Annotated in this window: 12 protein-coding genes; 7 read left to right on the forward strand and 5 right to left on the reverse strand. The window is 66.6% G+C overall.

Annotation, left to right across the window (positions count from 1 at the left end):
- Window positions 1-20: 20 nt before the first annotated feature.
- Complete coding sequence (gene glnT / locus NIBR502770_RS16165) at window positions 21-1,427, reverse strand: type III glutamate--ammonia ligase (protein ID WP_210418878.1); 1,407 nt, start codon at window positions 1,425-1,427, stop codon at window positions 21-23.
- A 148-nt stretch (window positions 1,428-1,575) separates the two neighbouring features.
- Here glnT and NIBR502770_RS16170 point away from each other — a divergent pair, with 148 nt between their 5' ends.
- The 4 genes from NIBR502770_RS16170 to NIBR502770_RS16185 all read left to right on the forward strand — a co-directional run bounded on the left by NIBR502770_RS16170 (window position 1,576) and on the right by NIBR502770_RS16185 (window position 5,078).
- Window positions 1,576-2,709: a Gfo/Idh/MocA family protein gene (locus NIBR502770_RS16170; RefSeq protein ID WP_246857298.1), complete on the forward strand. Its 1,134-nt coding sequence runs from the start codon at window positions 1,576-1,578 to the stop codon at window positions 2,707-2,709.
- Window positions 2,709-3,467 (forward strand): ThuA domain-containing protein, encoded by a 759-nt coding sequence (locus NIBR502770_RS16175; RefSeq protein ID WP_210418879.1) that lies wholly within the window; start codon window positions 2,709-2,711, stop codon window positions 3,465-3,467. The genes NIBR502770_RS16170 and NIBR502770_RS16175 overlap by 1 nt, the downstream gene beginning before the upstream one ends.
- A 149-nt stretch (window positions 3,468-3,616) precedes the next feature.
- Window positions 3,617-3,991 (forward strand): cupin domain-containing protein, encoded by a 375-nt coding sequence (locus NIBR502770_RS16180; RefSeq protein WP_141182623.1) that lies wholly within the window; start codon window positions 3,617-3,619, stop codon window positions 3,989-3,991.
- Window positions 3,992-4,094: 103 nt separating this feature from the next.
- Window positions 4,095-5,078, forward strand: coding sequence for an NAD(P)-dependent oxidoreductase (locus tag NIBR502770_RS16185; protein ID WP_141182624.1), 984 nt, complete (start codon window positions 4,095-4,097; stop codon window positions 5,076-5,078).
- Window positions 5,079-5,089: 11 nt separating this feature from the next.
- On the opposite strand, the gene NIBR502770_RS16190 is transcribed toward NIBR502770_RS16185, so the two are convergent.
- Together NIBR502770_RS16190 and NIBR502770_RS16195 are read right to left on the reverse strand one after the other, a co-directional pair.
- Window positions 5,090-5,569, reverse strand: coding sequence for a hypothetical protein (locus tag NIBR502770_RS16190; RefSeq protein ID WP_371416467.1), 480 nt, complete (start codon window positions 5,567-5,569; stop codon window positions 5,090-5,092).
- Window positions 5,556-7,493: a primary-amine oxidase gene (locus NIBR502770_RS16195; protein WP_141182625.1), complete on the reverse strand. Its 1,938-nt coding sequence runs from the start codon at window positions 7,491-7,493 to the stop codon at window positions 5,556-5,558. Before NIBR502770_RS16195 ends, NIBR502770_RS16190 begins: the two co-directional genes overlap by 14 nt.
- 121 nt (window positions 7,494-7,614) lie before the next feature.
- Between NIBR502770_RS16195 and NIBR502770_RS16200 the strand changes: the two genes are divergently transcribed.
- Together NIBR502770_RS16200 and NIBR502770_RS16205 are read left to right on the forward strand one after the other, a co-directional pair.
- A complete protein-coding gene (locus NIBR502770_RS16200; protein WP_141182626.1) occupies window positions 7,615-8,220 on the forward strand; it encodes a TetR/AcrR family transcriptional regulator in 606 nt (201 codons plus the stop codon).
- 85 nt (window positions 8,221-8,305) lie between these two features.
- Window positions 8,306-8,482 carry a CsbD family protein gene (locus NIBR502770_RS16205; protein WP_141182627.1) on the forward strand — a complete coding sequence of 59 codons (177 nt, stop codon included), beginning with the start codon at window positions 8,306-8,308 and terminating at the stop codon, window positions 8,480-8,482.
- 85 nt (window positions 8,483-8,567) lie between these two features.
- On the opposite strand, the gene NIBR502770_RS16210 is transcribed toward NIBR502770_RS16205, so the two are convergent.
- Window positions 8,568-9,242 (reverse strand): DUF1345 domain-containing protein, encoded by a 675-nt coding sequence (locus tag NIBR502770_RS16210; protein ID WP_141182628.1) that lies wholly within the window; start codon window positions 9,240-9,242, stop codon window positions 8,568-8,570.
- 165 nt (window positions 9,243-9,407) lie between these two features.
- On the opposite strand from NIBR502770_RS16210, the gene NIBR502770_RS16215 reads away from it, so the two are divergent.
- Window positions 9,408-10,364, forward strand: a complete 957-nt coding sequence (locus NIBR502770_RS16215) for a helix-turn-helix domain-containing protein (protein ID WP_141182629.1) — start codon at window positions 9,408-9,410, stop codon at window positions 10,362-10,364.
- A 12-nt stretch (window positions 10,365-10,376) separates the two neighbouring features.
- On the opposite strand, the gene gdhA is transcribed toward NIBR502770_RS16215, so the two are convergent.
- Complete coding sequence (gdhA, locus tag NIBR502770_RS16220) at window positions 10,377-11,714, reverse strand: NADP-specific glutamate dehydrogenase (RefSeq protein ID WP_141182630.1); 1,338 nt, start codon at window positions 11,712-11,714, stop codon at window positions 10,377-10,379.
- Between the last annotated feature and the right edge of the window lie 50 nt (window positions 11,715-11,764).

Below are 11,764 nucleotides of genomic sequence, written 5' to 3' on the forward strand. Positions count from 1 at the left end.
ATTCCTTTACGGGGTAGTGGTCAGATCGAGGTGAGGTACGTCCGGATTTCCCAGTCGCTGACCTGGTTGTGCCAGCTGAGGAACTCCTCTTCCTTGGCGTTTGCGTAGTAGGTTCCGATCTCCGGATCGCCGCTGAGGCTGGCCAGGATGACCGGGTCCCTGCGGAGCGCTTCCACGGCGTGGAGCAGGGTGGCCGGCAGGAGATGGGCATCCGCTTTGGACTCCCCCGGCCCGGATGGCGTCCCGGGGTCGAGTGCCTTCTCCACGCCGTCCAGCCCTGCGGCGATGACGGTGGCGACGGCGAGGTAGGGGTTGGCGGAACCGTCGCCGGAGCGGAGTTCGAGCCTCGCGTTGTCCGGCACGCGGATCATGTGGGTCCGGTCGTTGCCCCCGTAGGAGGCCTTCCGCGGCGACCACGTGGCGCCGGAGGAACTGGTAGTGGCGCCGGTGCGCTTGTAGGAGTTGACCGTGGGGGCGAGGAAGGCCTGCAGCGCGGGGGCGTGGTCCAGGATTCCGGCGATGAAGGAATACGCGAGGCCGGACAGCCCCAGGCCGCGTCCGCCGTCGTCCGTGTTTCCGTCCTTCCCCGGGAACAGCGCGTCCGCGCCCGACCACAGCGAGAGGTGGAAGTGCAGGCCGGTGCCGGTGCGGTCCGTGAACGGCTTGGGCATGAAGGTGGCGGTCATGCCGCGCTGCCCGGCCAGGATATTCAGGATGTAGCGGAGCGAGATGACGCGGTCGGCGGTGGTGAGGGCATCGGCGTACGTGAAGTTCTGCTCGAACTGGCCGGCGGCGTCCTCGTGGTCGTTGGCGTAGTTGCCCCAGCCGAGTGAGTTCATCGCGTCGCTGATGGACGTGAGGTGCTCATACATCCGGGTCACGCCGCGGGCGTCGTAGCAGGGGCGGGGCGAATCGTCCCGGGTGTCGGCGGTGCTCAGCGTCCCGTCGTCGCTCCTGTTGACCAGGAAGTACTCCACCTCGGCGCCTACCTTGGCCTGCATTCCCTGGTCCGCCAGGCGGGCGAGGGCGTTCTTGAGGATGACGCGCGGGGCGTAGGGCCAGGGCTTGCCGTCGACGTGCGGGTCGCAGTGGATGATGGCCAGCCCTTCCTTGATGAAGGGGACGGGGGTGAAGGAGGCGAGGTCCGGGACGGCGATGAGGTCCCCGTCCTGGGGCTTCTGGCCGATGAGGCCGGCCGCGTAGCCGGCAAAGCCCATGGCGCCCGCTTCGAGTTCGTGGGCGGCTTCCACCGGAACGAGCTTGGCGCAGGGCTTTCCGGTCATGTCCACGAAGGTGGCCAGGAGGAAGCGGATGTCATGGGCGCGGGCGATGTCGGCGAGGGTGATCGTCGGTTCGGAGGCGGGAGCGGCGGACGCAAGGGCCGGCTCCATGGCGGGGGTTACAGCAGGGGTTGCGACACTGGTCATCGAAACATTCCTGTCCAATTGGTTAGTTACAGTAAACCTTGTTGCATCAGAGTATCCAAGGCTGTGTTTCACGCGTCGGGCCGGAAGGTTAAATGCATGTTTCGAGGGGATGGGGGTACGCGTCCAGCAAAGAGAGAGGGTGTACCCGTTGAGCAATGAGCAGTCCCCTGACCCGCAGGCACCCGCCGAAGCAAAGACCCCCGTCCCGGACTTACGGGTGGGGGTGGTGGGCATCGGCTGGGCCGGCCAGCAGCACCTCAAGGCCTACTCGGCGCTGGACGGAGTAAGCATCGTCTCGGTGGCCGGCATGGAACAGGACCTCCGGGACTCCCTGCAGGCCGAATACGCCATCCCGAACGCCCTCGCCGGCTGGGAGGACATGCTGGAGCACGGCGGCCTGGACGCGGTCAGCGTGGCAGTGCCCACCTTCCTGCACGCCCCGATCGCCATCGCCGCCCTGGAACGGGGCCTCCACGTGCTCAGCGAGAAGCCGATCGCCCGCAACGCTGCGGAAGGCCAGGCCATGGTGGACGCCGCCCGCAAAGCCGGCCGCGTCCTTGACGTCGCCTTCAACCACCGCCGCCGCGGGGACATCAGGGCGCTCAAGGACGTGATCGACGGCGGCGGCCTGGGCCGGCCGTATTACGCGAAGGCCTCGTGGCTGCGGCGCGCCGGCATCCCCACGCTGGGCAGCTGGTTCACCAACCCGGAGCTCGCAGGCGGCGGCCCCCTGGCGGACATCGGCGTCCATGTGCTCGACTTCGCCCTGTACCTCCTCGGCGAGCCGAAGGTGGTGGCGGTATCCGCAGCCACCCATGCCGAACTGGGTCCGCAGGGCCGGGGCGGCGGAAGCCGGTTCTCCGCCCACGCCACCAGCCATGCCTTCGACGTGGAAGACTTCGCCACGGCGTTGCTGCGGCTGGAGGGCGGCGCGACCCTGCTGGTCGAGGCCAGCTGGGCTGCCTACCGGGAAACCGACGACCAGCTGGACTTCACCGTGTACGGTACTGACGGCGGTGCCGAGCTCAGGGTGCACGGGGCCCCCTTTCCGCCGGTGGGCCGGCTGCGGGTGTTCGCGGACAAGGACGGGGAGTCCGCGGACTACCTGCCCCCGGTCCTGCCGGGCCGCGCACACGATGCAGTGGTGGAGGACTTTGTCACCGCCGTGCGCGGCGGCGCGAACGTCTGGGCCAACCATGACGGATCCCTGGCGCTGTACCGGGCGCAGGTCATCGACGCGTGCTACCAGTCCGCACGCGAGCAGAGGGAGGTTCGGCTCTGATGGACGGCGAACTGCGGATCCTGGTGTGGAACGAAGGCGTCCACGAAGCCAACAATGAGCCGTCCCACATCGGGGAGATATACCCGGACGGCATCCACGGCGCCATCGCCGCCGGCCTCCGCTCCCACTTTCCGGACGCGGAGATTACGACGGCGGTCCTGGCCACCGGCGCCGACCACGGCCTCAGCGAAGAGGTGCTCGCGGAGACTGACGTGCTGTTGTGGTGGGGCCACATCGCGCACGCCGAGGTGGGGGACGCCGTCGTCGAGCGCGTCCACCGGCACGTGCTGGGCGGGATGGGACTGATCGTGCTGCACTCGGGGCACTTCTCGAAGATCTTCACCAGACTGCTCGGTACCAGCTGCTCCCTTGCCTGGCGGAATGACGGCCAGCGCGAACTGGTGTGGACCGTCAAGCCGTCCCACCCCATCGCGGACGGGGTGGACAGCCCCATCGTCATCCCGGAGCAGGAGATGTACGGCGAACTGTTCGACATCCCGGACCCTGACGACCTGATCTTCATCAGCTCGTTTGCCGGCGGTGAGGTATTCCGGTCCGGCGTCACCTTCACCCGCGGAAAAGGCCGCATCTTCTACTTCAGCCCGGGCGACCAGGAGTACCCGGTGTACCACCATCCGCAGGTCCAGCGGGTCCTGGCCAACGGCGTGCGGTGGGCTGCGCAGCCGGATGTGGACCGTTCCGCCCCGGCTGTGACCAACCCGGCCCGGGAGTGGTTTGACGGGGCAAAACAGCATTGACATCACCTCTGCGGCGGAGCAGATTGGGATCGTCGCACACGAGGTTCGGCAGGTTCCGGACGGGCACACCCCTCCCTGGCGGACCATCCTCCCGGAGCGCCCGCACGCCCGGGTGAACTAAACAACCCCCTCCTTCCCAGGAGCCTGAAATGCCCGCAGTAACGGTCAAGGACCTTGAATCAAAATCCTTCGATGAGCCGGATGAAAAGCGCCGGCCGCCCATGACGCAGGTCGATGTCGTCACCCTCGGCGGTACCACCCTGGGCCGCTTCACTTTCGAACCCGGCTGGCGCTGGTCGGAGACCGTCAAGACGGTGGTCCACACGGACAGCTGCCAGGTCAGCCATTTGGGCGTCTGCGTAGCCGGAACCCTGACCGTTGAACTGGTCGATGGAGGCAGGATGACCATCCACGCCGGTGACGCCTACTCCATTCCGGCCGGGCACGATGCCTGGGTGGAGGGCAGCGAGACCTACGTTTGCTACGAAGTGATGAGCGCCGCGGAGTACGCCAAGCCGGAGTGACCGGCGGCCCGCCGCCAACCACGGGGAAAGGGAGGTCCGCAGGCCCTCCCTTTCCCCGCTGCTGCGGCCCTACCGTTTGAGGAAACGCAACGATCGGAGAGCAATGAGAGTCACCGTCATCGGCGGCAGCGGCCACATCGGGTCGTTCCTGGTCCCCCGGCTGGTCCGCGCCGGCCATGAGGTCACCAACATCACCCGCGGCACCAGCAGGCCTTACACGGAGGCACCGGAGTGGCAGCAGGTGCACCACGTCACCGCAGACCGTGAGGCGGAAGACCGGGACGAAACGTTCGCGGACCGGGTGGCGGCCCTCAAACCGGACGTCGTGGTGGACCTGGTCTGCTTCACCCTCGAATCGGCGGCGCAGCTGGTGCAGCGGCTGCGGGGCGAGGTGGGGCACCTGCTGCACTGCGGCTCCGTCTGGCGGTACGGGCAGAGCCTGAAGCTGCCCATCAGGGAGGGCTCGGATTCCGCTGCTCCACCCTTTGGCGAATATGGCATCCAGAAGAACCGGATTGCCCTGATGCTGAAGGAAGAAACCGCCAGCGGCGGCCTGGCCACCACGTCCCTGCATCCCGGCCACATTGTGGGGCCGGGATGGCAGCCGGTCGGTCCGTTGGGCAACCTCGATCCCACCGTCTGGCAGACCATCTCTGCAGGCCAGCCCCTTCGGATTCCCGGCAGCGGCACGGAGCTGATGCACCATGTGCACGCCGATGACGTCGCGCAGGCGTTCGAACAGGCGATTGCCCGGCGCGGAGCGGCCGCCGGGCAGGACTTCAACATCGTTGCCCCTACCGCGCTGACGGTGCGCGGCTATGCGGACATCGCTGCCGCCTGGTTCGGCCACGCTGCAGTGCTGGAGACAGTTTCGTGGGACCGCTTCCGCGGGAACACCTCCCGCGAGCACGCGGATGCGAGCTGGAACCATCTCTACCGCAGCCAGTGCTTCAGCATCGAAAAAGCGGACTCCGTGCTCGGCTACGCGCCGCGGTACGAACCGGAGCAGGCAATCTTCGAATCCATCCAGTGGTTGGTTGACCACGAACAGCTGCACGTGGCCCGCCCGCTCGGCGTCGCCGGCTGAGCCTCGACGGCCTACCGGCAGGACCGCCGGAGCCGGGCTACCAGCGTGGCGGCGAGCACCGCCGTCGTTAGTTCCAGGGCAATAACCAGCAACAGGTCCGTGCTGCCGGAGCCGCTTCCAGCGGACGACGGCGGCTGGCCGCCGTGCGCGTGCCCGGCACCGCCGGCGCCGAGCAGCAGTGCTGCATGCAGGGCAGCCATCGCCACGGCAGCGATGGTGACCTGGTGCAGCGCACCCACCCGGCTGTGCCGCCAGATATGGACCGCGCAGGGAGCGCAGACCGCGGTGAGTGCCAGCATGAGCACGCCAAGCCACGTGCCGTGGCGCCCGGATACGGCCAGCCATACGTGGGCCGCGCAGGAGACGGCGGTAACGATGGCAACCAGCCGGGCGTGCTGGCCGGGCCGTTGGGCATGGACCCGCAGGGCACGGTCCCGTCCAGCCGCCGTCGTGCTCCCTGCCGGGGCGGGGGTCAGGCTAGTGGCAGCCACCGCTGCTGCCCTCGGCATGGCAGGAGGATTCCTGCTTGTTGGGGTTGGCGGGAACGTCCAGGACCGGGCTGCGGTCGAAGAAGCCCTCCGGCCGCAGCTTGAAGCCGACGGTGTCCACGGGCATGATGGGCCAGTCCTCCACCCGGGGGAAGTGGGTCAGGCCGAAGGTGTGCCACACCACGATGTCCTGGCCGTCGATGTCCCGGTCCTGCGCGACATAGGCGGGCAGGCCCGCGCCGCCGGCGTGCTGGTTCACGAAGTCGCCCGTGGGGTACTTCTCGTCCTCGGCGTACCGGGTGACCCAGAGGTCCTTGGTGGCAAAGGCGGCGCGGCGGGCGATGGAGGAGTCCGGGTCTGCCAGCAGCGTGGGCTGGTTGTGGGAGTGCAGTTTGTAGCCCACGGGCTCGCCCAGCCGGTTCCTTGACCCCGGGTTGGAAATGATCCAGGTGCGGCCGGCGCGGGCGTCGGCTTCCCGGACGCCTTCGGACTCGCGGGCCAGGACGGTACGCCTGCGGGAGAACGCGTTGCCCCGTTCGTTTCCTGGCCCCATGGCCTGGCGGATGACGTCCTCCTCCTCCACGCGGTTGGTGAAGCCGTCGATGGCCATGTCCAGCCGGGCGCTGAAGAGGTGCTGGTGGAAGGGGGCGCCCAGGCCTGGCGCCAGTTGGGAGATGTTGTCCGAGCCGCCCTCGGGGAACGCGGAGGTGAACACGATGCCGGTGGCTTTGGCCTCGAATTCGATGGTTCCATCCAGGTAGAGGTACCAGTAGAAGCCGTAGTCGTAGTTGCCGATCGTGGTGAAGAAGGAGATGACCAGCCGGCGGTTGCGGCGGGTGTAGGTGACGCCGCTCCAGAGGTCGGAGTGCTTGGAGAGGATACTCCAGTCCTCCTCGTGCATGCAGATGCCGTTGCGGATTTCCCGCGGGGTGCCGAAGGCGTCGCTGATGACCGGGCTGAGGTAGGTGATCTCACCCAGGCAGTCGCAGCCCAGTTCCAGGGAGTTGGCGTACTGGCCAATCAGGTATTCGCCGGTGTCGAAGTAGTTCTGCCAGGACCGGACGGGCGACGGGTCACCATACGGCACCACCATCTCGGCGATGGACGCGCGGTTGATGATCTGCCGCTTCCGGCCGCCGTCCCGAAACGCGAGGTTGTGCAGGACCACGCCTTCGCGGACATCGAAGCCCACGTCCACGCTCCATTTTTCCCACTCCACGTGGTTGCCGCCCGTGACGGTGAAGCTGGGGCCCTCCGGTTGGGTGATGCTGATGGGTTTCTGGGTTTCGCGGAGCGGCCCGGTCAGTTCGGGGTCGGTGTAGTTGCCGTGCTCGGCCGGGATGGGCATGGCACCGAGGTCGATGACCTGGGTGACTTCCCTGCTGACCACGTCCACGTAGGCCACCAGGCCGTCCACCGGGTGTGCCCAGGCGCTGTCCTCGGGGAAATCCTGCACGAACGCCAGGCCGCGGAGGATGCGGCGGCCCTTCTCTTCGCCGTATTCGAAGACGCCGGCCGAGAGCGGGGCCACGCGGACCTTTTGGACATCGAGGCCCCTGACCGCGAGTGCCGTAAGCCATCGTTCGTCAGTGGCGAGGAGGGACTCCACCACTTCGAACTCCTCCTCCAAAACCGGCAGTTCGCCGGTCACTGCAGTGTCCAGGACGACGGCGGAGAGCACCTTTTGCTGGGTAACGGAGACAACGACGTCCCTCGGCGCAGCCCCCGAGGCGTCGTGGATGAAGACCCGGAAACGGCGGTCCGCCTGCGGTTCCGCGCCCCGCGCCGGATCCAGCAGGCCGAGATAGGCGATGCGGTGCTGGGGGCCCAGGTGGCCTTCCGCCTGCAGAAGGGCGCGGACGTCCAGGATTTCCTCCGCGGTTGCCAGGCGGAAGGCGGAGGCGGTTTCGGTTGCTGCGAGAGTCATGGGAAGAGCCTTTGTCCGGGCCGTCACCGGCCACTGGTTTATTTTCTATAGTTGTAGAGAATAAACGTCCGTAACATGGCCCACAAGAGTCTGAGCGAAAAATTTCCGGGGAGTGGCCGCGGTGCCGAAGATAGTTGACCATGATGAGCGCCGCCTGGAACTCATGGATGCCACCTGGCGGATCATCGCCCGGCAGGGCCTTGAGAGCGCCACCATGCGCGAGATCGCCACGGAGGCAGGCTTTGCCAACGGTGCCCTGAAACCCTACTTCCCCACCAAGGACACCCTGCTCGAATTCGCCTTCAGCCACGTCTTCAACAGGACCAACCGGCGCATCGCAGAGGTCACGGCCGGGCGGACGGGCCTGGACGCGCTGCGCGCCTTTTCCCTCGAGGTCCTTCCCCTCGACGAAGAGCGCGTCAACGAGGCACGCATCGTAGTCCCGTTCTGGCAACGGGCCATCAACGACCCCCGGAAGGCGGCGATCCACCAGCAGTCAATGAATGAATGGCTGGTTGCCATCCGGCGCTTCCTGGGAGAGGCGAGGGACAGCGGCGACGTGACCGCCGCCGTCGACGATTCCATCCTTGCCGGGCAGCTGCTGAACATGCTGCTGGGAGCCCAGATCGAGGCGGCCCTGGCGCCGGAAGGCGAAACGGATTTTGGCCATGCCGCCCAGCTTGAGGGCTATCTCGCGCTCCTCGGCAAAATTCCCGGCCGGAAATGAGCGGCAAACTCGAAAGTATGCTTACTATTGGTGGGTCAGGTTCTGGCAGATGCCGGAGCGAGCACGAACTGTAAGGAGCATCTCCATGGGTTTGGATGACAAGATCGGCAACGCTGCAGAGAAGCTCGGCGGCAAGGGCAAGGAAGCTGCCGGAAACGCCACGGGCGACGAGAGCCTGAAGGCCGAAGGCCAGACGGACCAGGCAAAGTCGGATATTAAGCAGGCCGGCGAACACGTCAAGGACGCCTTCAAGAAGGACTAGTCGGCGCTCGCATAATGGGTGCAACTCCAACCGGAGTTGCACCCATTGCGTTTAAGCGCCCGGCTTGGCCGGGACGCCGGGACGCTCAGTGGATCAGCCCCGACACCAGGTTGATGGTGGTGGCCAGGACGATGGCGCCGAGCAGGTAGGAAAGCAGCGCCTGGCGCAGGACCGTAGAGCGGATGGCAGTGGTCTTCAGGTCGGTGTCCGATACCTGGAACGTCATGCCCACTGTGAAGGCCAGGTAGGCAAAGTCCGAGTACCGGGGCTGGCTCCCTTCGTTGAAATCCACACCCGTGCCGTCGCGGTAATAGATGGCCGCATACCGCAAGGTGAACAGTGTGTGGACCAGGAACCACGAGAGGGCAATGCTGCCCAGCGCCATGGCAACCGTGGCATCCTTGGCACCTCCCTGCTCACTGGCGGCGTCAAGCAGGATCAGGGCCACCCCCGCAAAGCTGGCCACGGTGGCACCCAGGACCAGCGCGTCCGAAAAGACCCTGCCGGGATCCTCCCGCCTGGCATGGGCAGCAGTGGCCGCAGGGCCCAGGCGCCCGATGACGCTCCAGACCCAGATGAGGTAGGTGGCCGAGGCGGCGGCCCAGCCGAGCGCCGGGGCATACGTCCACGTGCCGAAGGTGCCAACCGCCAGTGCCGCGACAAGGCCGACGGCGAGCATCACCACCATCCGGAGCCGGGAGTGGTGCGCGCGGGAGTTGAAGTTCCGGTAGTGGTCACCGGCAGCCGTCATGGACCTCATGGCCCCGATCATGGCACGGGAGTCTGGGCTGCGGCTGGAAAGACGAACTTCTTATTTTCGCCGACCGTTGAAAAAAGAGTATCCGCCCGCTAGTCTGGGAAAACTGTGTCGCAGGGCACAGTTCCGGGGGAAACGTGAAGTGGCCATCCGTCGCGAGGAACATCCATGCAAGCAGCAACCACAGCCCGCATCCCACACCAGGACCTGACCTCCAGGGTGGCCGCGTCGTTTGACCACTGGAAGCACCTGGTGGCGGAATCCTTCGTTCCTCTCGCCGCACGGACCGCCGACGTTGACGGCTTCCAGGGCCGCATGCGGGCCCGGGTGCTGGACCGTATGTCCGTCGTGGAGGTCACCGCCACCTCCCACGAGGTCCACCGCACCCCCGCACTGATCGCACAGTCCCATGAGCGCTATTTCAAGCTGAACCTGCAGCTGGAAGGCACGGGCCTGCTGATCCAGGACAACCGCGAAGCCGTCCTCCAGCCCGGCGACCTGGCAATCTACGACACCAACCGCCCGTACACCCTTGCCTTCGAGGACAGCACCAGGATCATGGTCCTGATGTTTCCCTGCGATGCCCTGTCCCTGCCCGCGGACTACGTGGGGCAGCTCGCCGCCGTGCGCATGGGAAGCGGGGGCCTGAGCGGAATGGTGGGCCAGTTCATCCGCGAACTGTCGGCGAACCTGGACGTCCTGAACGGTCCCAGTGGCTCAAGGCTGGCTACCAACGCCCTGGACCTGGTATCCACCATGCTGCACGCGGAAATGGACATCACGCCGGACCGCATGAAGCCGCAGGCCCTGCTGGCCGTCTCGGTCCGCGAGTACATCGAAGCCAACCTGGCCGATCCCCTGCTGTCACCGGCAAGCATCGCCGCGGCGCATTTCATCTCCACCCGGCACCTGCACAACGTTTTCCACGAGTCGGGGACCACCGTAGCCAGCTGGATCCGGACGCAGCGGCTCGAAGGCGCACGCCGCGACCTCCGTGACCCGCTGCATGCCGGGCAGTCCGTCGGCACGGTTGCCGCCTGCTGGGGCTTCCTGGACGCCGCGCATTTCAGCCGCACGTTCCGGGATGCTTTTGGTGTTTCACCCAGCGAATGGCGCCGGGGCTGATGCAGGCGTTTCCTAGATCAACCCCTGCGCCAGCATGGCGTCGGCTACCTTGACGAACCCGCCGATGTTGGCACCGAGCACGTAGTTGCCGGGTTCGCCGTACTCCTCTGCGGTGGCGGCGCAGCGGTCGTGGATGCCCACCATGATCTCGGTCAGCCGCTCTTCGGTGTGCTCGAAGGACCATGAATCGCGGCTGGCGTTCTGCTGCATTTCCAGGGCCGAGGTTGCCACGCCCCCGGCGTTGGCGGCCTTGCCCGGCCCGAACAGGACGCCCGCCTCCTGGAACACCGCAACAGCGTCGCGGGTGGAGGGCATGTTGGCGCCTTCGCCGACGGCGAGCAGGCCGTTGCCCACCAGGCGGGCGGCAGCAGCGCCGTCGAGCTCGTTCTGCGTGGCGCAGGGAAGCGCCACGGTCGCATCGACGTCCCACACTGAGCCGCCGTCCACATACGTGACACCACCACGGCGTTCCGCGTAATCCTTCAGGCGGCCGCGCTGCACTTCCTTGACCTCGCGGAGGAGCGCGACGTCGATTCCCGACTCGTCCACGACGTACCCTGACGAGTCGGAGCAGGCCACCACCACGGCTCCGAGGGACTGGGCTTTGGCGATGGCGTTAATGGCCACGTTGCCGGAGCCGGACACCACCACGCGCTGGGCATCAAAGGACGCCCCGCGCGTTTTCAGCATTTCCTGGGTGAAGATGACGGTACCGAAGCCGGTGGCTTCGGGACGGACCAGGGAGCCTCCCCAGGAAATGCCCTTGCCGGTGAGCACTCCGGACTCGTAGCGGTTGGTGATCCGCTTGTACTGGCCGAAGAGGTAACCAATCTCGCGGCCGCCCACGCCGATGTCGCCGGCCGGAACGTCGGTGTATTCGCCGATGTGGCGGTAGAGCTCGGTCATGAACGACTGGCAGAAGCGCATCACTTCGGCGTCGCTGCGGCCCCGCGGATCGAAATCGGAGCCACCCTTGCCGCCGCCGATCGGCATGCCGGTCAGGGCATTTTTGAAGATCTGCTCGAAGCCGAGGAATTTGACGATGCCCAGGTAGACGGACGGGTGGAAGCGCAGGCCCCCCTTGTACGGGCCCAGCGCAGAGTTGAATTCCACCCGGAAACCGCGGTTGATCTGGACGCGGCCGGCGTCATCGGTCCACGGAACGCGGAAAATGATCTGGCGTTCAGGCTCGCAAAGGCGTTCCAGGATGGCGGCCTCCAGGAATTCCGGATGCCTGTCGTGGACCGGCCCAAGGCTTTCGAAGACCTCCACCACTGCCTGGTGGAACTCCGCCTCACCGGGATTCCGGGCCAGTACGGTGTCCTTAATGGCTTCGAGCCGTGCGTCCATGAACTGTTCCTTACCTCTGAGCCGAAACGAGGGACAGCGCAAAAGCAACG

It is taken from the genome of Pseudarthrobacter sp. NIBRBAC000502770 (genome assembly GCF_006517815.1).
Taxonomy (GTDB): domain Bacteria; phylum Actinomycetota; class Actinomycetes; order Actinomycetales; family Micrococcaceae; genus Arthrobacter; species Arthrobacter niigatensis.

Excerpts from the sequence above, each read along its gene's own strand:
- gdhA (WP_141182630.1), bottom strand. The coding sequence starts at position 11,714 with ATGGACGCACGGCTCGAAGCCATTAAGGACACCGTACTGGCCCGGAAT.
- NIBR502770_RS16215 (WP_141182629.1), top strand. The coding sequence starts at position 9,408 with ATGCAAGCAGCAACCACAGCCCGCATCCCACACCAGGACCTGACCTCC.
- NIBR502770_RS16210 (WP_141182628.1), bottom strand. The coding sequence starts at position 9,242 with ATGAGGTCCATGACGGCTGCCGGTGACCACTACCGGAACTTCAACTCC.
- NIBR502770_RS16180 (WP_141182623.1), top strand. The coding sequence starts at position 3,617 with ATGCCCGCAGTAACGGTCAAGGACCTTGAATCAAAATCCTTCGATGAG.
- NIBR502770_RS16205 (WP_141182627.1), top strand. The coding sequence starts at position 8,306 with ATGGGTTTGGATGACAAGATCGGCAACGCTGCAGAGAAGCTCGGCGGC.
- glnT (WP_210418878.1), bottom strand. The coding sequence starts at position 1,427 with ATGACCAGTGTCGCAACCCCTGCTGTAACCCCCGCCATGGAGCCGGCC.
- NIBR502770_RS16195 (WP_141182625.1), bottom strand. The coding sequence starts at position 7,493 with ATGACTCTCGCAGCAACCGAAACCGCCTCCGCCTTCCGCCTGGCAACC.
- NIBR502770_RS16185 (WP_141182624.1), top strand. The coding sequence starts at position 4,095 with ATGAGAGTCACCGTCATCGGCGGCAGCGGCCACATCGGGTCGTTCCTG.
- NIBR502770_RS16175 (WP_210418879.1), top strand. The coding sequence starts at position 2,709 with ATGGACGGCGAACTGCGGATCCTGGTGTGGAACGAAGGCGTCCACGAA.